The organism is Burkholderia semiarida (genome assembly GCF_029268935.1).
In the GTDB taxonomy this organism is placed as follows: domain Bacteria; phylum Pseudomonadota; class Gammaproteobacteria; order Burkholderiales; family Burkholderiaceae; genus Burkholderia; species Burkholderia semiarida.
The window spans coordinates 491,886-510,585 of the sequence record NZ_JAHLCL010000001.1 but is presented as its reverse complement, the minus strand read 5'-3'; the positions used below and the strand labels follow the sequence as shown (position 1 = coordinate 510,585).

Genomic DNA, 18,700 nt, shown 5'->3' with positions numbered 1-18,700 from the left:
GCGACGCCGTCGCTCAGAGCAGCAACAGCGCACCCGTCGCGACCAGCGTCGGCCCGATCGCCGCGGCGAGCAGGCCGGCCACGCTGACCGATTCGTCCGCGAAGCCGCGTCGCACGATCGCGAGCCCGGCGGGATTCGGCACGTTGGCGATCACCGTCAGGCCGCCGCCCGCGACGGCGCCCGACACCAGCATGTATTTCGCGCCGTCGGGCATGCCGGCGATCAGCGAGCCGAGATAGGTGATCGCCGCGTTGTCCATCACGGCGGTCAGGCCGAGCGCGCCGGCATAGAGCGCGTACGCGTCCATCGATGCGACGATCGGCTGCAGCCACCACTGCTGCAGGCCGCCGAGCACGACGAGCCCGCCGAGGAAGAACGCGACGAGCAGGCTCTCGCGCAGCATCAGCGGCGACTGATAGCGTTCGTACGCGGCCGTGAAGCCGAGAAAGAACAGCAGCAGACCGATGAACACGGCCGGATGATGCGCGCCGAGCACGACGCCGACCAGAAAACCGACGTGAACGAGCGTCACGCCCGCCGGCACCCGCTCGCCCTGCGCCGCCGACGCGACCGCCGGCGCGCCGGCCAGCGCACCGTACGCCATCGGCAGGGCCCCGCGCATCACGCCACGCATCACGCGCCGATTCACGAGCCCGGGCACACGCTCGTGCACGCCGGAAATCGACCCGCCCGGCTGCACGTCCGCCCCTGCCGCGGTTACGCCACGGCCGTCACCGCGCGCTCCGCGTCGAAGAACGTTGCCCGCGCAACCTCATCCGCACGCGCATACGCGCGGTTCACGCCGCTGATCACCGCACGGATCGACGCGGTCGTCAGGTTCGCGTCGACGCCGACGCCGAACGCGCTGCCGCGCACGCCCGTGCCGGCCAGCTCGGCGATCGCGATCGCCTTCGCATCGGCGCCCTGCGACAGCGCGCGTTCCTCGTAATGCTGGATCCGCAGCGGCGTGCGCAGCGCATGCATCAGCGCGTCGAGCGGGCCGTTGCCCTCGCCGCGCAGCACACGGCGCTCGCCGTGCACATCCGCGGTCAGCACGATCGTCTCGCGGCCGTCGCGCTCGGTCAGCTCATGGCCGACATAGCGCAGCGGCGTGGCGCTTTCGACGTATTCCTGCTGGAACAGCGACCAGATCTGCGCGCTCGTCACCTCGTGCCCGCTGTCGTCGGTCAGGCGCTGCACGGCCGCGCTGAAATCGACCTGCATGCGGCGCGGCAGCGCAACGCCGTAACCCTGTTCGAGCAGATACGCGATACCGCCCTTGCCCGACTGGCTGTTCACGCGAATGATCGAATCGTACGTGCGGCCGAGGTCGCTCGGATCGATCGGCAGGTACGGCATTTCCCATACGGCGTCGGCGCGCTGTACCGCGAAGCCCTTCTTGATCGCGTCCTGGTGCGAACCGGAGAACGCGGTGAACACGAGATCGCCGACGTACGGATGGCGCGGGTGGATCGGCAACTGCGTACATTCCTCGGCCGTGCGCGCGACTTCGTTGATCCGCGAGAAATCGAGACCCGGATCGACGCCCTGCGTGTACAGGTTCAGCGCGAGCGTCACGAGATCGACGTTGCCCGTGCGTTCGCCGTTGCCGAACAGGCAGCCCTCGATCCGGTCGGCGCCCGCCATCACCGCGAGCTCGGCCGCCGCGACCGCGGTGCCGCGGTCGTTGTGCGGGTGCACGGACAGGATCAGCGAATCGCGGCGCGCGAGATTCCGGTGCATCCATTCGATCTGGTCCGCATAGTAATTCGGCGTGCCGATTTCCACCGTGGCCGGCAGGTTCACGATCGACTTGCGCTCGGGCGTCGGCTGCCATACGTCGAACACCGCATCGCAGACTTCCTTCGCGAAATCGAGTTCGGTCGCCGTAAACGTTTCCGGGCTGTACTGCAGCGTGAATTGAGTGTCGGTCGCCGCGTCGGCGCAGCGCTTGATCGTGCGCGCCGCGTTCACCGCGAGCTGCTTCACGCCGTCGCGGTCGAGGCCGAACACGATCTTGCGGAATTCCGGCGCGGTCGCGTTGTACAGGTGGACGATCGCGCGCTTCGCGCCGCGCAGCGATGCGAAGGTGCGCTCGATCAGGTCGTCGCGCGCCTGCGTGAGCACTTCGATCGTCACGTCGTCGGGAATGTGGCCGCCTTCGATCAGTTCGCGAACGAAGTTGAAATCGGTTTCCGACGCGGACGGGAACGCGACCTCGATCTCCTTGAAGCCGATCGCCACCAGCGTCTTGAACATCCGCATCTTGCGCGCGCCGTCCATCGGCTCGAACAGCGCCTGGTTGCCGTCGCGCAGGTCGGTGCTCATCCAGATCGGCGCCTGCGTGATCGTGCGCGACGGCCACGTGCGGTCGGGCAGGTTGACGGGCATGAACGGTCGGTATTTCGTCGCGGGGTTCTTCAGCATCATGATGTCGGTCCTCGGTCTGTTCGTCGGTAAAGCGCGGCGCGGCGGCCATCGGCGTCAGGCGCCGGCTGCCCGCGCAGCGGTGAAAACGGCAGGAAAAGCGGTAACAAAGCGGCACAACGGCAAAGCGGTACGGCAAACGACGGCCTTGACGGTTGAGCGACCGGGACGAAGCGGAGAGACGACGAAGGAAAGACGAACTCAGGCGCCGGTCGACAACCGGGGCCAGGTCGGTGATGCGGGGAAAATCTGGCGCTTCAGGAAAGAAGCAGATGGAAAGCGCGCAGCCGCAGACCCAGCCCGGAGAAGCGGGCTAGTAGTCGTAGCGGGAAGAGGAACTGGGCGGCGTGCATGACCGGCATCAAATCACAGGGCAGCCACGGCTGTCAACCGGGCGCAGAATCAGTCCAGTCCGATAGGCGCCGGCATCCTCCGTGGCTATGCTTCACGGGTGCGGCACCGGTGAAGTCCTATTCATGTTCGGAGTGAGTCGGTCCAGCCTCTTCGCCAGTCGCCGCACACTCCTCCCTTGCAATCGCGCTTCGGTGTGGGCGTTCGACGGTGGCCGGTGGGCGCGGCCACGACAGAGATACCGATGTTGAAACGAAACGCTGCCATATGCGAACGCCGAGCGTCTGCTCCGAAGCGCGATTGCTTCCCCCGCCGCCTCCCCGCTCGCGCATCGTTCACGAAAACGATATACGCATCGATATAGTTTCCCGAATATATCGAAATCGCGCTCATTAAAAACATTTCACTCAATCGATTAGCCTGCCTTTTCGATTTCCTGAACAATAACCATTCTCGTTCGAATATTTTTTTATTTATTTTTCGTCATGCTCTGTACGTCGCGTTTCAAACGGCAAACGTTTGCGCGGCAAGGTTCACGCCTTATCCAATACTTATCAGGAGGCAAGCATGGCCGATTCTCAAACGTCATCCAACCGCGCCGGCGAGTTTTCGATTCCACCGAATACCGATTTCCGCGCGATTTTCTTCGCGAATGCCGCCGAGCAACAGCACATCAAGCTGTTTATCGGCGACAGCAAGGAACCCGCCGCGTATCACAAGCTGACGACGCGCGACGGCCCGCGTGAAGCCACGCTGAATTCGGGCAACGGCAAGATCCGTTTCGAAGTGTCGGTGAACGGCAAGCCGTCGGCCACCGACGCGCGCCTCGCGCCGATCACCGGCAAGAAGTCGGACGGCTCGCCGTTCACGGTCAACTTCGGCATCGTCGTATCGGAAGACGGCCACGACAGCGACTACAACGACGGCATCGTCGTGCTCCAGTGGCCGATCGGCTGACCTGACGCACGATCGACGGCCGTCCCCGCCGGTGGCCTCCATGGCGGCCGGCGGGTTGCGCCGCGTTCGGCGGGCCCCGCCTGATCCAGCCCCCCTCATCATCGGAGACTTTCATGCCGCTCCTTTCGGCTTCGATCGTCAGCGCACCCGTCGCGACATCGGAGACTTACGTCGACATCCCGGGCCTCTACATCGACATCGCGAAGGCCGGGATTCGCGACGGGAAACTGCAGGTCATCCTCAACGTGCCGACGCCTTACGCGACCGGCAACAACTTCCCCGGCATCTATTTCGCGATCGCGACGAACAAGGGCACCGTCGCGGACGGCTGCTTCACCTATTCGTCGAAGGTGCCGGAGGCAACCGGCCGCATGCCGTTCACGCTCGTCGCGACGATCGACGTCGGCAACGGCGTCACGTTCGTGAAGGGCCAGTGGAAGAGCGTGCGCGGCAGCGCGATGCACATCGATTCGTACGCGAGCCTTTCCGCGATCGGGGAGACAGCCGCTCCCCCGTCGTCGCAAGGCGGCGGCAACCAGGGCGCCGAAACCGGGGGCCCGGGGGCCGGCACCGTCGGCGGCGGCGGCGAGCGCGACGGCACGTTCAACCTGCCGCCGAACATCAAGTTCGGCGTCACCGCGCTCACCAACGCGGCGAACGACCAGACGATCGACATCTACATCGACGACAACCCGAAACCCGCCGCGACGTTCAAGGGCGCCGGCGTCCACGACCAGAACCTCGGCACGAAGGTGCTCGATTCCGGCAACGGGCGCGTGCGCGTGATCGTGATGGCGAACGGCAGGCCGTCGCGGCTCGGCTCGCGACAGGTCGACATTTTCAAGAAGTCGTACTTCGGGATCGTCGGATCGGAAGACGGCGCCGACGACGATTACAACGACGGCATCGTGTTCCTGAACTGGCCGCTGGGTTGATCGGCGGCCGTCACGAACGATCGCAATGGCGACGGGCACGACCACGCATTGCGCATCGTTCGGGCAGTCATTTGCAGTCCCACGCTTTGCTCCGCGCGCGGCCCGGTGAAATCCGTTCACCGGGCCGCGCGATGCGAGACCTTCCATCGAGACGAGGACGACATGTCACAACCCTTTACCCACGACGACCTGTACGCACTGCTGCAACTCGCGGGCAACGACGCCACCGCCGTGCAGGCCAACGGCGATCAGGCCGTGCTCGACCGGATGCGCCAGTTCATGACCGCGCAGCTCGTCGAGAAACTGCCGCAATACGACGTGTTCGTCGATATCGCGACGATCCCGTACAGCTTCGACGTCGGCAGTTGGCAGAACAAGGTGAAAACCGATGCGGCAGGCCAGGTCGTCGCGTGCACGGTGACGTGGGCCGGCGCGCCGGGCGTGCTGCCCGGCGCCGCGGCGAAGTTCGGCGTCGGCGCGGTGGTCAATTACTTTTCGAAGGCGACGCCGCAACCCGTGCAGCCGGAGCCCGTGCCGAGCGGCGGCGGCGAACGCGACGGCGTCTTCAACCTGCCGCCGAACATCGCGTTCGGCGTGACCGCGCTGGTCAATTCGTCGTCCCCGCAGACGATCGAGGTCTTCGTCGACGACAACCCGAAACCGGCCGCGACGTTCCAGGGCGCCGGCACGCAGGACGCGAACCTGAACACGCAGATCGTGAACTCGGGCAAGGGGAAGGTGCGGGTGGTCGTGACGGCGAACGGCAAACCGTCGAAGATCGGCTCGCGTCAGGTCGACATCTTCAAGAAGACCTACTTCGGGCTGGTCGGATCGGAAGATGGCGGCGACGGCGACTACAACGACGGCATCGCGATCCTGAACTGGCCGCTGGGCTGAGTCGCGTCAGCCCGACGAGCGTCGCCACGCCGCCCGGCGTGGCGATGGGAAACGTTCCAGGGACGGGCCTGCCCCGTCCCGGTTCTTGAAGTTGTTGGTTATCAGCCGAGCCGTTTCGCGAAACCGTGCCGCCTTGCGCTATCTCGATCGCCGCGCCTCGCCGTCACCACGCCCACCGCACGCCCGCATTCCCGGTGATCGTGCGCTGATGCTCGCCGCCGAGATTCGTCAAATAGCTGACCGTCGCATACACGCTGCCGCGCTTCGTCAGCTGTGCGACGAGCCCCGCGCCGATCTGCCCGGCCGTCTGCCCGATCTGCGTGCCGATCGCCGTCGAGCCGCCGAACGTCGTCTTGTCGTCGGCGCCAAATGCGCGCAGCACGTTCACGCGCAGGTACGGCTTCCAGTTCACGCCGCTCGCGTCGAACGCGTATTGCAGCCGCGCGCCGATCCGGCCGAGGAATGTGTTGCCGTTGTTCCACGCGACGCTCGACACGCCGTCGTCGAAGCGATCGAGCGACAGCCATTGCCACACGAGCTGCGCCTGCGGCTCGAGCGTCAGTCCGTTGCCGAGCGCGATCGGCAGCCCGGCTTCGATGGAGCCGGTGAACGCGTTGCCGTTCGTCGAGCCGTTCACGTTGTCGTTCGAATGCGAGCGCACGGTCAGCGCGCTGCCCATCAGCACGGCGTCCGTGTACCAGCCGCCCGGGCCGATGTGCGTCCAGTAGCCGCCGAGGTTGTACGCATTGACCTGCAGCGAGCCCACGCTCAGATCGGGCTGCGCGAGCGCGAAGCCGTTCACGTCGCCGACCGCGCGCGAGAAGCCGACGAAGAAGCCGTAGTGATTGCGATGCCCGCTGGCGGTCGTATCGGCGTAAAGATCCTGGCCCACCTGCATCCCCCATACGGCGCCGTCGAACGACGGCGTCGCGTCGCCCTTCTGCTTGATGTTGCCGTGGCCGCCCCATACGCGGGCCCACGACGCGGGCACCGAACCGTTTTCGGCCAGCAAGCCCTGCTCGCCCTGCCGGTCATGGAACGTGTCGATCTGCAGCAAGCCGAGCTGGCGCGCGATGGCCGGCGCTTCCGCGTACAGCGGCACTTCCGGGCGGTAGATCGGTTCCGGATTGCCGCCGGTGCCCGCATGGTCGACCGCTTCGACGATCGATTCCGGCGTGCCTTCGGCGGCCGTGATCGGCGGCTCGGCGGGCGGCGTCGGCTGGCCGGGATGAGCGACGGGCGATTGCGGCTTCGGCGGCACCGTGTTGCGCAGGTACCAGTTGTCGCCCGTGCCGGTCGATGCACCGCCCTTCGCGAGGAAATACGTATAGGCGCCCGCGCTGACCGTCCCGCCGGACAACGAGAACGCGCCCGCGCTCGTCGTCGCGCCGTTCGCGGCCTGCACGACCTGGATGCCGTCGCCCGTCGTCTGCGCGCCCGCGCCGCCGACGTTCGTCACCTTCAGCGTGCTCGCGCCGCTCGCCGTGCCGCCGCTGACGACGAGTTTGTCCGACGGCGCGCCATCGCCGGCAAGCGTCGTGTTGAGCGCGAGCGTCGCGTTCTGGCCGACGTAGTTGCCCGCGACCGTCAGCGTGTTGCCCACGCCGCTGCCGCCGAGCTGCACGAGCCCCGCGTTGGTCAGGTTGCCGTTGATCCGGAAACTGCCGGTCGCGCCGCCGCCCAGGCTCGCCAGCGCGTTCGCGACCGACAGCGTGCCGTTGTTCGTCATGTTGCCCGTCACGCTGCCGTAGCCGCCGAGCGCGGCGCCCGCCGCCACGATCACCGGCCCGCCGCCGCCCAGCGTCGCCGACGCGCTCGTCGCGTCACCGACGATCACGGTGCCCGCATTGACGTTCGTGCCGCCCGTGTAGCCGTTCGTGCCGTTCATCGTCAGCGTGCCGCTGCCGAGCTTCGTCAGCGAGCCCGCACCCGTGACGCCCTGCGTCAGCGTCGAGTTGAAGCCCTGCGTATCGATCGTGCCATTGTTCGCCGTGACCGATACCGCCCGGCTCGAAGCGACGTTGAACGCGCTGCCGAGTTGCAGCGTGCCGCCATTGAACGCGAGCCCGCCCGACGCCGCGCCGAGCGCAGTGTCCGCGGCCACCGACAGCGTGCCCTGCGTGATCGTCGTGCCGCCCGAATAGGTGTTGCCGCCGGCCGATGAAGGCGCCATCGTCAGCGTGCCCGCACCGGTTTTCTCCACCGCGCCCGAACCGCCGATCGTGCCCGTGTACGCGCCAGCGCCGTCCTGCTGGAAGCGCACGAGCCCGTTGTCGGTGACGGACAGCGGCAGGTTCGACGCATTCGCCTGTAGCGTCGCGCCCGCGTCGACGGTCGCGACGACCGATGCCGTCGTCGTGCCGAGCGTGCCCGTGAGGTTCAGCGTGCCGCTTCGCACGAGCGCCGTCGAGAACGTACCGGTGCCGGCCCACGTCCAGTCGGTGCCGGCCATCGTCAGGCTCTGGAAATTCGCGAACGCGTTCGATGCGGTGCCCGTGCCTTGCAACGTCACGGTGTTGGCGCCCGCGCCGCCGTTGGCCGTGCCGACGATCTGCGAGCCCGTCTGCAGGATCAGCGTCACGTTGCCGTTGCCGCCCTGGATCGCGGTGCCGCCACCGCCCTGGATCAGCCCCGCGTTGGTGATCGTCGTCGCGCCGTTGGTCGAGCGCACGCCGATCCCGTTGTTGCTGATGATCCTGCCGCCGGCCTGGTTCGTGATCGTCGCGGTGAACGAGCCGCCGAGCGTGTTCGACACGACCGCGTCGACGCTGCCGCCGCTCGTCGCGGTGCCCGTCGTCTGGATCGTGCCGCTGTTGACCAGCGTGTCGTTGTTGCCCTGCATGTAGACGGCCGGCGCATCGCGGCCATTCGACGTCAGCGTGCCGCTGTTGGTGATCGTGCCGTTGCCCCCGAGCAGCGACGCCGCACGCGCGTTGTTGCCGGACGTCGTCACGGTGCCCGTGTTGACGATCCGATTGCCCGACGCGCCGGGATTGCTTTGCCCCCATGCGGCCGTCATCCCGTACGCGTTGTTGCCGGTGGTCGTGATCGTGCCGTTGTTGACGAGCGTGTTGTCGTTGCCGTTCGCGGCCATCCCGTCGTTGTAGGTGCCCGACGTCGAAATCACGCCGGTCGCGCCGTTGGTGAGCGTGTTGCCGTTGTTCACGCCGAGCAGCACCGCGCCGCGGTTCGCGACGCCCGTGCCGTTGCCCGACATCGACAGGTTGCCGTTGTTGGTGATCGTGCTTGATGTGTCGACGGAGAACGGGGTCGGCGCGGACGTCAGCACGTAGCCGCCCGTCACGGTCGAATCGAGGTTGATCGTCACGTTGGTGCTGCCGCCCGTGGCCACGACCGACGGTGCGTTCGCGCCGGTACACGTGACCGTCGTTCCGCTGCCCGGCGCGGTAGCCGAGCACGCCGCATACGCACTGACCGGCACCGCGCCGCTCAGGATCGCCATTCCGCCCAAACCCAGATTCCACGCCTTTCTTTTCATTTTTCCGCTCGCATTTATTGGTGACGTTATTGCTGCAAATCGGTGCGTGGAACGGGTTATAGCACCTGTCTTGAAACAATCGCAAGATCAGAATGCGTGATACCGGCAATCACGCCGCGAATCATTTCGCATCGGGAAATAAATGGAGTGGAATTGCCGCCGTGCAGCATGCGAAACCGCAGCCGGGCGTGGGCGGCTTGGCGAGACGAAAAATCGGTTTAATTTACCGACACTCGCTTAGCCATACTCATCGAACGTGATGCAATCCGAATCAATCGGAAAATTTGACGCGATTCGATGAATGACGGAAGGCGCGGACTATTGCGCGCCATTTGACGATGTTGCTTCGCACGATCGCGCGCCGTTCAAACACGGGCGCATTGCCGGATATCCGCGCGTCGACGAAAAATGCGCCCCACCGATACGATGCCGACCACCGCGGCCGGCATCCGGCGAACGATCAACCGGCCTGCGCCGGGACGGCCTTCGACATCGCGACCGGTTGCGCGAACGTGGCCGACGCGAGGTGCGTGCGCGCATCGCGCGCCACGCGGTTGAACGCCATACGTTGCGCGCCCTTCAGCCTCGCCGCCTTGGCCGCGTGAACGAGTTCGATCGGATCGACGAGGCGGGCATGCCGGCGCACCTCGAAGTGCAGATGCGGGCCGGTCGCGGTCCCCGTGCTGCCGACCGCGCCGACACGCTGGCCGCGCATGACGCGCGCGCCGGTTCGCAGCGTCGGCTCGAACGCCGACAGGTGCGCGTAGTACGACGCGTAGCCGCCGTCATGCCGAATCACCACGTATTTGCCGTAGCCGCGCGGCTCGGTGCCGATGAACGTCACGACGCCGCGCTCCGACGCATGAACGGCGCGGCCTGCCGGCGCAGCCAGATCGACGCCCGAATGCACATGGCGCACGCCGGTGACCGGATGCACGCGTGTGCCGAAGCGCGAGCTGATGCGCTTCGCGTTGACCGGCATCGCAAACCGCGCGCCGGCGAGCGGCATGCCGTCGAAGTCGTAATAGGCGCCCGGCGCGCCCGCCTTCGGCGCGAACCACACGCCCGCGACGCGCTGGCCGCGAAAACGGACGTCGAGCGCCGTCACGCGCATGCGGCCAGGCCGCCCGGCGCTGTCGTCGCGTTCGAAGGCGACGCGGAAGGTATCGCCGGCCGCGGCGCGCTGCTTCGGATCGATGCGCCCGGCCAGCATGCGGGTGATCTGCGCGGCGACGCCGGCCGGCAGATCGGCGCGCGCCAGCGACGCGCGCAGATTGCCGACGATCGCACCGGCGCGCGTGCCGCGATCCGGCTCCGCGAGCGTGAACGGCTCGGCCGATGCCAGATCGACGGCGCCCCGCTCGGCCGCCGGCTGCGCGTCCATCGCGGGCAACGCCGACGCCAGACCGTAATCGAACCGCGACGCATAGCCGCGTTCGACCGCGTCGCGCGCCGAATCGCACAGCACGCGGTAAGCCACGCACGCGCCGAATCGAACGGCGAGATCGTCGCGATCGGCGCCCGCCGACAGGCCCGACGCATGCGCGGCGTACGCGACGTCGAGCGGCACCGCCGCCGATGCGCGCAAGCCGCCCCACGTCGTCCGGGCGGGATTGAAAAAAGGCACGTCGACAAGGTCGGGCGTTGCAGCCGTCACGGGCGCAACGGGCGCCGCGGTGTGAGTCGCCTGTGCCACCATGCCGTGCGTACCCGCCATGCAGGCCGTCACGACGGCGCTGCGCAACAGCGCACGGCTAATCGGGAAACACGGGACACCGCGCCGGGCGGATTGACCTTGTTCGCGTGCGAGACGGAAACGCAGGTTCAACCGCATGACGTCGTCACTCGCTATCGATGAAAAATCGGGAAAAGCCGGGTATCGCGGAAGAACGACCGTCACGATCCGGCAACCTGGAAGCGAGTGTATCGACGCACGCAAAATGACCAAATAGGCCTTGTCCTATTTGGATGGACATACGCTTCGTACACGGACGAAATCGCAATTTCGCCGCGGCTCGTATTCGACCCCTTCATTCGCGCGAACCACCCGGCGCCGTGTACAGTCGAACGCTGCCGGCGGGTGAGCACAGCCACGCGCCGAACGATCTGTCTTCAACACCGGAATCCCGTCATGTTTCTCGAACATCTTCATCCGGAACGCTGGACGTTCCTGTGGAATGCATTGTCCACGCTCTCCATCAAGCTGGCCGCCGGCCTGGCGCTGCTCGTCGCCGGCTGGTGGCTGTCCAAACGCGTCGGCAACTGGCTGAACCGGCTGCTCTCGAACAAGGAGCGCGTCGACGACACGTTGCGGCCGATCCTGTGCGACGTCGCCGTGTGGGGCATCCGCATCGTCGCGATCGTCGGCGCGCTGTCGCAGCTCGGCATCGAAACCGCGAGCATCGTCGCGGTGCTTGGCGCGGCTGGCCTGGCGATCGGGCTCGCGCTGCAGGGCACGATGCAGAACATCGCGGCCGGCATCATGCTTCTGCTGCTGCGGCCGTTCAAGGTCGGCGACTACATCGACGGCGGCACGGGCGTCGCGGGCACCGTCGAAGAGGTCGGGCTCTTCATGACGCGCCTCACGAAGCCGGACGGCATCTGCGAGTACGTGCCGAACAGCGCGCTGTGGGGCAGCTCGATCCGCAACTACACGCGCAACCCGACGCGCCGCCTCGATCTCGAAGTGGAAGTGTCCGTGCATGACGATATCGATCGCGCGCTCGATGCGCTGCACGCGCTGGCCGCGGCCGACCCCGACGTGCTGCAGGATCCCGCGCCGGACGTGATGGTGATGCGCTTCGACGACAGCACGGCCGTCGCGAACATGCGCGTGTGGACGCACACCGACAAGTTCTGGGCGATGCGCTGGCGCCTCGCGCGCCAGGTCCGCAAGACGCTCGCCGATGCGGACTGCGCGCTGCCGATCCGCACGCGCGAACTGCACATCGTGCACGACGCGGAACGCCGCGCGGACGGCGCGCGCATGCGCGTGTCGTAAGGCAGCGCGCCGCCCGCGACGTTACATCCTGACGATGTCGAGCAGCGCCTTCCTGCCGCTCCTTTACGTGAACTCCGACATCGCGCCGTGCTTCCGGTCGCCCGGCGGCGTGAAGCTCGTTTCCCCCGTCATGCCGCGATAGACTCTGGCCAGCATTGCGACCGGCGCCGTCGCGGGTTCGTCGAGCGCGTGCCGACGAAGCGGGCCGGCGTGTCGTCGATCCAGTCGAGGCTTGTGAACAGTACTGCCGGAACGGCGGAGCGAAATGAAGTGATGTGATGCGAGTAAACGGGTCGCGGTGCAACGCCGCGATCCGATGACGTTCCGGCCTGGTGCATGGCATACCCGTCGCACGCATTCGACCCCGCCGATCCCCCTCGATTTTCCCGCGTCGCGCACCGTCATTCCGGAAACCCGGACGCACAAAAAACCCCACGAAAACAAGGATATTCGGCGTCTGCGACACAGTGTCCGAGTTCGGTTATATTACGCGCCCCTTGCCACCCCGCCCCCGCAAAACACGTCGCGCGCGGCCTCTTTCAACGCAGTCTGAAGCGCCGTCCGCTCGGGCTTGCCGTCAGGGCCCCGGCGCGTGGCGCACCGTCGCGACGCAGGCGCTTGCCTGCCCGCGGGAAGCCGATCCGAAGGTGTCCTTCCGAATGGCTTCCGTGCGCAAATGCAACGGCGCGCGGCGCCGATCCGGAATTCCGGATTCGCGGTCCGGATCTCCGGACCCGCATTTCAGCGCCACGGAACCGCGCCGGGCGGCATGGCAAACCGATGCATTCAAGTTGAAAAAGGGATCTCTGCTGTGATCAAAACGTTACGGGTAATACTGTCGGCGCTCGCGCTGTGCGTCGCGACATCGTCCGCGCACGCCGCCGACACGAAGAAGGTCGACGTCCTGCTGGTGGGCGGCGGCATCATGAGCTCGACGCTCGGCGTCTGGCTGCACGAACTCCAGCCGGACTGGTCGATGACGATGGTCGAGCGCCTCGACGGCGTCGCGCTGGAAAGCTCGAACGGCTGGAACAACGCCGGCACCGGCCACTCGGCGCTCGCCGAGCTGAACTACACACCGGAGAAGGCGGACGGCAAGATCGACATCTCGAAGGCGATCGAGATCAACGAGTCGTTCCAGATCTCGCGCCAGTTCTGGGCGTGGCAGGTGAAGCAGGGCGTGCTGAAGAACCCGCGCGCGTTCATCAACTCGACGCCGCACATGAGCTTCGTGTGGGGCGACGACAACGTCCGCTTCCTGAAGAAGCGCTACGAAGCGCTGCAGGCGAGCCCGCTGTTCCGCGGGATGCAGTATTCGGAAGACTACGACCAGATCAAGCAGTGGGTGCCGCTGATGATGGAAGGCCGCGACCGTTCGCAGAAGGTCGCGGCGACGTGGACGCCGATCGGCACCGACGTGAACTTCGGCGAGATCACGCGGCAGTTCGTCGGCTACCTGAAGACGCAGCCGAACTTCACGCTGTCGCTGTCGAGCGAAGTGCGCGAGATCTCGCGCAACGCCGACGGCACGTGGCACGTGTCGTGGGTCAAGCTGCACTCGGATGAGCCGCCGCAATCGGTCGACGCGAAGTTCGTGTTCATCGGCGCGGGCGGCGGCGCGCTGCACCTGCTGCAGGCGTCGGGCATCCCCGAGGCGAAGGACTACGGCGCATTCCCGGTCGGCGGCTCGTTCCTCGTGACCGACAACCCCGAGGTCGTGAAGCAGCACCTCGCGAAGGCGTACGGCAAGGCATCGGTCGGCTCGCCGCCGATGTCGGTGCCGCACCTCGACACGCGGATCATCGACGGCAAGAAGATCATCCTGTTCGGGCCGTTCGCGACGTTCTCGACCAAGTTCCTGAAGAACGGCTCGTACTTCGACCTCGCGAAGAGCACCAACCTGCACAACGTCGCGCCGATGATGCGCGTGGGCGTCGACGAATTCCCGCTGGTGCAGTACCTCGCCGGCCAGCTGATGCTGTCCGACGACGATCGCTTCAACGCGCTGAAGGAGTACTTCCCGAACGCGAAGAAGGAAGACTGGCGCCTGTGGCAGGCCGGCCAGCGCGTGCAGATCATCAAGCGCGACCCGGTCAAGGGCGGCGTGCTGAAGCTCGGCACCGAGATCGTCGCATCGCAGGACGGCAGCATCGCGGGCCTGCTCGGTGCGTCGCCGGGCGCGTCGACCGCCGCGCCGATCATGCTGAATCTGCTGAAGAAGGTGTTCAAGGACAAGGTCGCGACGCCCGAGTGGCAGCAGAAGATCCGCCAGATCGTGCCGAGCTACGGCACGAAGCTGAACGACAGCCCGGCGAAGGTCGTCGAGGAATGGACCTACACGAGCGACGTACTGCAGCTGTCGCCGCCGCCGAAGATCGACCTCGGCGCGCCGTCGCAGGCGACCGGCACCGCGCCGGCCCGCCCGGCGAAGGCGTCGGCCGACATGGCGCTGTAACGCGCGCGACGCCGCGCATAACCCGCGCAGAGCCTGCGCGGCACCCGCGGCGCGCATTACGCCGCCCGACACGGCCGCCCTCTCCGGGGCGGCCGTTTTTCCTGGCGCGCGCCGGGCGCAGGCACCGGCTTCCGCTAGAATTGCGGCACGCGCGACCCCGTCGCCGCCCGATCCATCACCCGCATCGACACAACCCGAGCGACCGCCGGTGCGGCCCGCGCCCGAGCCGCGCGGGCGCCGCCCGCCGTGGCCGCGCCCGGCCGGGCGCGCCATCAACCGAATTCAGCTGGAGAAAGACCGTGTTTACCTGCCGAAACCAGAGCTGCGGCACGCAGTGGGAGCAGTCCGACGTCGTCATCAAGGACGAAGGCCAGGGGCTGCTGTTCCGCTGCCCGCTGTGCGGCGCCCGCAACTATCTCGAACGCTTCGAGGACGACGAAGGCAACGTCGTCTACGAGCAGATGGAAGGCCGCCCCTACCTCGGAGACCTGTCTTGACCCAACCGACCGCCACGCCGTTCAGCGCGCTGCCGCTGACGCCCGCCACGCTCGCGAATCTCGCGCAGCTCGGCTATGTCGACATGACGCCGATCCAGGCCGCGAGCCTGCCGATCGCGCTGGCCGGCCAGGACCTGATCGCGCAGGCGAAGACGGGCAGCGGCAAGACCGCCGCGTTCTCGCTCGCGCTGCTCGCGCGTCTCGACGCGCGCCGCTTCGACGTGCAGGCGATGATCCTGTGCCCGACCCGCGAGCTCGCCGACCAGGTCGCGCAGGAAGTGCGCCGCCTCGCGCGCGCCGAGGAGAACGTGAAGGTGCTGACGCTGTGCGGCGGCACGCCGATGCGTCCGCAGGCGCAGAGCCTGGAGCACGGCGCGCATATCGTCGTCGGCACGCCGGGCCGCATCATGGATCACCTCGATCGCGGCAACCTGAAGCTCGATGCGCTGAACACGCTGGTGCTCGACGAAGCCGACCGGATGCTCGACATGGGCTTCTTCGACGACATCGCGAAGGTCGCGCGCATGTGCCCGACGACGCGCCAGACGCTGCTGTTCTCCGCGACCTATCCGGACGGCATCGCGAAGCTGAGCCAGCAGTTCCTGCGCAATCCGAAGGAAGTCAAGCTCGCGGAACGCCACGACGACAGCAAGATCCGCCAGCGCTTCTATGAAGTGACCGAGGACGAGCGGCTGCATGCGGTCGGCCAGCTGCTGAATCACTACCGGCCGGTGAGCACGATCGCGTTCTGCAACACCAAGCAGCAGTGCCGCGACCTGCTCGACGTGCTGCACGCGCAGGGCTTCCACGCGCTCGCGCTGCACGGCGAGCTCGACCAGCGCGAGCGCGACCAGGTGCTGATCCAGTTCGCGAACCGCAGTTGCTCGGTGCTGGTCGCGACCGACGTCGCCGCGCGTGGGCTCGACATCGCGCAGCTCGAAGCGGTGATCAACGTCGACGTGACGCCCGACCCCGAAGTGCACGTGCACCGGATCGGCCGCACGGGTCGCGCGGATCAGGACGGCTGGGCGCTGAGCCTCGCGAGCATGGACGAGATGGGCCGCGTCGGCGCGATCGAACAGGCGCAGAAGCGCGAGGTCGAATGGCATCCGCTCGCCGAACTGAAGCCGGCGGACGACAGCGTGCTGCTGCCGCCGATGGAAACGCTGCAGATCCTCGGCGGTCGCAAGGACAAGATCCGTCCGGGCGACGTGCTCGGCGCGCTGACCGGCGACGCCGGGTTCGACGGCAAGCAGATCGGCAAAATCAACGTGACCGAGTTCTCGACCTATGTCGCGATCGAGCGCGGCGTCGCGCGCGACGCACTGCGCAAGCTCAATGCGGGGAAGATCAAGGGCAAGCGGGTCAAGGTCCGGTTGATGGACGACGAGTAAGCGGGCCGCGGCGCGGGCGGTCGCAGCACCGCCGCGCGCCGCCCCGTACGTCACCCGAGTTCGGGATAGCCGTGCGCGGCGGCTTCCCGCTCGAACCGCGCAATCGTGTCGTAGTCGGCCGGCGACAGCCGGTCGAATCCCCTCAGCCGCAGCACGCGCGCCCGCTCCGCATCGGCGGCCACCGCGCGATCGAGCGCATCCCGCAACGCGCCGATCTGCGTATCCGCCAGCGCCCGCGATGCGACGAACGGCAATCCCGGCGCGGGTGCGGTCGTGCCGATCACGCGAATATCCTCCAGCAGCCCGGGCAGCGCGTCGCGCACATACGCGAACGTCACGCAGTCGATCGCCGCGCAATCGGCTTCTCCCGACGCCAGCGCGCGCAGCACGTTCAGGTGCGAACCGAACGGCGTGACCGAGCCGAAGAACCGCCCGTCGTGCGCATGCGGCGCGACCGCGTGCCGGAATGCATTCATCCCGCTGTGCGAATCCTCGCCGTTGAAGGCTGCCCGCAACCCGCGGCATGCGGCGAGCGTCGTCGCACCGCCCGCATGCACGCGCGCCGACACGACCAGCACGCTGCGGTAGCGCGCCCCGTCGCAGCCGTCCGCATCGAAAACGGGGGTCGCAACCAATCGCACGACGTCGCGCAAGCCGAGCATCCGGTACGGATAGCCGCAGGTCTGCGACAGCAGCAGATCGTCGCGCCGCCACAATGCCTGCAGGTCGTCGAACGGCGCGTCGGGCAGCGCGACGTCGGCAGGCCCGCCCGCGTTCGCGAACGCATCGAGCGCGTCACGCAGCAGCGCGCGCCACAGGGCGGCGTGGCGCGGCGTCACGTTGTACATCGGCAGGACTGCAATCCAGGCGTTCATGCGGGCATTCTACGCATCGGCCGCGGTCAGGAAGCTTATGGGCCGCGACACGATAAGCAAATGCGAATCGATTGGTTGGCGTGGCCGTGCCGCCCCGGTACCGTTCGAAGGCCTGCCGGCGCCGCCACCGTGCGATGCCGGGCCGGCCGACCGTGATCCGCGAGACACCAGCGCACCCGGGCCGAGCGCCCCGGTTCCATCGCTCGTTCCCCGCACTGCCCGATCCATCCGCCTCAACGCCATGGCCGAATACTTCGACGTCGACCACGCGCGCGCGATCGCCGCGCTCCACGCCCGTTTCACCGCCCGCACCGAGTGGCCGACCTGGCTGCTCGTCGTCGTGATCTACGGCGGCTGGCTCGCCGTGCTGCTGCTCGTGCGCGACGGGCACCTGTCGCGCGCCGCCGCGACGCCGCCGCTGATTCTGCTCGGCGCGTGGCACCTGTCGCTGCAGCACGAGCTGCTGCATGGCCATCCGACACGTTCCGCCTTGGTGAACAAGTTGCTCGGCTATCCGCCTCTGACGATCTGGTATCCGTACACGCTGTATCGCGACACGCATCTCGAGCATCATCGCGACGAAGACCTGACCGTGCCGGGCGTCGATCCCGAAACGAACTACGTGACGCGTGAACGCTGGGCGCGGCTGCCGCGCTGGCGCCGGGCGCTGACGGTCGCGCGCAAGACTTTCCTCGGACGCCTCGTCGTCGGGCCGCCGCTCGCCATCGCCACGACGCTGCGCGATGCGTTCGCCGCGTTCCGGCGCGGCGACTTCCGTTATCTGCCGATGTGGTTGGCTCACGTCGCCTGCGTGGCCGCGCTGCTCGCGTGGCTGCACTGGGCGATCGGCGTGCCGTGGTGGTACTACCTGCTGGCCGTCACGTGGCCCGCGCTGTCGCTCGCGATGATCCGCTCGCTGTACGAGCATCGCGCCGCGCCGCATCCGAAGGCGCGCATCACGATCAACGAAGCCGGCTTCGCGATGCGGCTGCTGTACCTGAACAACAACTATCATCTCGTCCATCACGACCTGCCGAAGCTGCCGTGGTACGACCTGCCGCGTGCGTACCGGATGCGGCGCGACGCGTATGCGAAGAAATGCGGCGGCTTCGTGATCCGCGGTGGATATCGCGCGCTGCTCGCGCGCCATGCGTGGACGCCGACCGATTCGCCCGTGCATCCGTTCGACGAGGGCACGGCATCGCTGTCGACGGGCAGCGGGATCAAGGTGGCGGTGGTCGACAGGGTGCTGCAGATCAGTACGTGATGTCGGCCCGCGCGTTTCGGCGCCCATCCTTACGAAAAGCCGACAGCGCGGCTCGTCGCCCGTGAATTGCCAATTGCGTCGGCAATGCCCAGAATGGCCGCTCATCCGGCGCTTCCGACGATCATTCGCGCCGGCTCCGCCGCAC

Annotated in this window: 12 protein-coding genes and 1 pseudogene; 8 read left to right on the top strand and 5 right to left on the bottom strand. The window is 67.3% G+C overall.

Annotated features, from left to right (window positions below):
* Window positions 1-13 precede the first annotated feature (13 nt).
* Window positions 14-637 (bottom strand): annotated as a pseudogene (locus KPB06_RS02310) (putative Na+/H+ antiporter); the annotation flags it as partial.
* 80 nt (window positions 638-717) lie between these two features.
* On the bottom strand, window positions 718-2,427 hold the full coding sequence (gene leuA / locus KPB06_RS02305; protein WP_059574803.1) for a 2-isopropylmalate synthase: 1,710 nt from the start codon (window positions 2,425-2,427) through the stop codon (window positions 718-720).
* A gap of 918 nt (window positions 2,428-3,345) precedes the next feature.
* Between leuA and KPB06_RS02300 the strand changes: the two genes are divergently transcribed.
* From KPB06_RS02300 to KPB06_RS02290, 3 genes are all read left to right on the top strand, one after another.
* Entirely contained in the window at window positions 3,346-3,735 is a 390-nt protein-coding gene (locus tag KPB06_RS02300) for a fucose-binding lectin II (protein WP_059574709.1), read from the top strand.
* Window positions 3,736-3,848: 113 nt separating this feature from the next.
* Entirely contained in the window at window positions 3,849-4,670 is an 822-nt protein-coding gene (locus tag KPB06_RS02295) for a fucose-binding lectin II (protein ID WP_059574711.1), read from the top strand.
* A gap of 162 nt (window positions 4,671-4,832) precedes the next feature.
* Window positions 4,833-5,567 (top strand): fucose-binding lectin II, encoded by a 735-nt coding sequence (locus KPB06_RS02290; protein WP_059574713.1) that lies wholly within the window; start codon window positions 4,833-4,835, stop codon window positions 5,565-5,567.
* Between the two features lie 163 nt (window positions 5,568-5,730).
* Here the strand turns inward: KPB06_RS02290 and KPB06_RS02285 are convergent, their stop codons facing one another.
* Complete coding sequence (locus KPB06_RS02285) at window positions 5,731-9,030, bottom strand: autotransporter outer membrane beta-barrel domain-containing protein (protein ID WP_059574715.1); 3,300 nt, start codon at window positions 9,028-9,030, stop codon at window positions 5,731-5,733.
* A 496-nt stretch (window positions 9,031-9,526) separates the two neighbouring features.
* On the bottom strand, window positions 9,527-10,900 hold the full coding sequence (locus tag KPB06_RS02280) for a M23 family metallopeptidase (RefSeq protein ID WP_275905307.1): 1,374 nt from the start codon (window positions 10,898-10,900) through the stop codon (window positions 9,527-9,529).
* Window positions 10,901-11,197: 297 nt separating this feature from the next.
* Here KPB06_RS02280 and KPB06_RS02275 point away from each other — a divergent pair, with 297 nt between their 5' ends.
* The 4 genes from KPB06_RS02275 to dbpA all read left to right on the top strand — a co-directional run bounded on the left by KPB06_RS02275 (window position 11,198) and on the right by dbpA (window position 16,413).
* Window positions 11,198-12,067, top strand: a complete 870-nt coding sequence (locus KPB06_RS02275) for a mechanosensitive ion channel family protein (RefSeq protein ID WP_059645234.1) — start codon at window positions 11,198-11,200, stop codon at window positions 12,065-12,067.
* Between the two features lie 769 nt (window positions 12,068-12,836).
* The gene (mqo, locus tag KPB06_RS02270) at window positions 12,837-14,522 is read left to right on the top strand and encodes a malate dehydrogenase (quinone) (protein ID WP_226093842.1); all 1,686 of its coding nucleotides are present in this window, start codon (window positions 12,837-12,839) and stop codon (window positions 14,520-14,522) included.
* Window positions 14,523-14,821: 299 nt separating this feature from the next.
* Window positions 14,822-15,019 (top strand): hypothetical protein, encoded by a 198-nt coding sequence (locus KPB06_RS02265; protein WP_006483193.1) that lies wholly within the window; start codon window positions 14,822-14,824, stop codon window positions 15,017-15,019.
* The gene (gene dbpA / locus KPB06_RS02260) at window positions 15,016-16,413 is read left to right on the top strand and encodes an ATP-dependent RNA helicase DbpA (protein ID WP_059574722.1); all 1,398 of its coding nucleotides are present in this window, start codon (window positions 15,016-15,018) and stop codon (window positions 16,411-16,413) included. The genes KPB06_RS02265 and dbpA overlap by 4 nt, the downstream gene beginning before the upstream one ends.
* Before the next feature lie 50 nt (window positions 16,414-16,463).
* On the opposite strand, the gene KPB06_RS02255 is transcribed toward dbpA, so the two are convergent.
* Window positions 16,464-17,288 carry a phosphate/phosphite/phosphonate ABC transporter substrate-binding protein gene (locus KPB06_RS02255; RefSeq protein ID WP_275905306.1) on the bottom strand — a complete coding sequence of 275 codons (825 nt, stop codon included), beginning with the start codon at window positions 17,286-17,288 and terminating at the stop codon, window positions 16,464-16,466.
* 241 nt (window positions 17,289-17,529) lie between these two features.
* Between KPB06_RS02255 and KPB06_RS02250 the strand changes: the two genes are divergently transcribed.
* Window positions 17,530-18,555 (top strand): fatty acid desaturase, encoded by a 1,026-nt coding sequence (locus KPB06_RS02250; protein WP_275905305.1) that lies wholly within the window; start codon window positions 17,530-17,532, stop codon window positions 18,553-18,555.
* Window positions 18,556-18,700: the final 145 nt, after the last annotated feature.

What these genes read in the sequence shown, in the direction of transcription:
- leuA (WP_059574803.1), bottom strand. Translation starts at nt 2,427, where the DNA reads ATGCTGAAGAACCCCGCGACGAAATACCGACCGTTCATGCCCGTCAAC.
- mqo (WP_226093842.1), top strand. Translation starts at nt 12,837, where the DNA reads ATGGCAAACCGATGCATTCAAGTTGAAAAAGGGATCTCTGCTGTGATC.
- KPB06_RS02280 (WP_275905307.1), bottom strand. Translation starts at nt 10,900, where the DNA reads ATGCGGTTGAACCTGCGTTTCCGTCTCGCACGCGAACAAGGTCAATCC.
- KPB06_RS02300 (WP_059574709.1), top strand. Translation starts at nt 3,346, where the DNA reads ATGGCCGATTCTCAAACGTCATCCAACCGCGCCGGCGAGTTTTCGATT.
- KPB06_RS02250 (WP_275905305.1), top strand. Translation starts at nt 17,530, where the DNA reads ATGGCCGAATACTTCGACGTCGACCACGCGCGCGCGATCGCCGCGCTC.
- KPB06_RS02295 (WP_059574711.1), top strand. Translation starts at nt 3,849, where the DNA reads ATGCCGCTCCTTTCGGCTTCGATCGTCAGCGCACCCGTCGCGACATCG.
- KPB06_RS02275 (WP_059645234.1), top strand. Translation starts at nt 11,198, where the DNA reads ATGTTTCTCGAACATCTTCATCCGGAACGCTGGACGTTCCTGTGGAAT.
- KPB06_RS02285 (WP_059574715.1), bottom strand. Translation starts at nt 9,030, where the DNA reads ATGGCGATCCTGAGCGGCGCGGTGCCGGTCAGTGCGTATGCGGCGTGC.
- KPB06_RS02290 (WP_059574713.1), top strand. Translation starts at nt 4,833, where the DNA reads ATGTCACAACCCTTTACCCACGACGACCTGTACGCACTGCTGCAACTC.
- KPB06_RS02255 (WP_275905306.1), bottom strand. Translation starts at nt 17,288, where the DNA reads ATGAACGCCTGGATTGCAGTCCTGCCGATGTACAACGTGACGCCGCGC.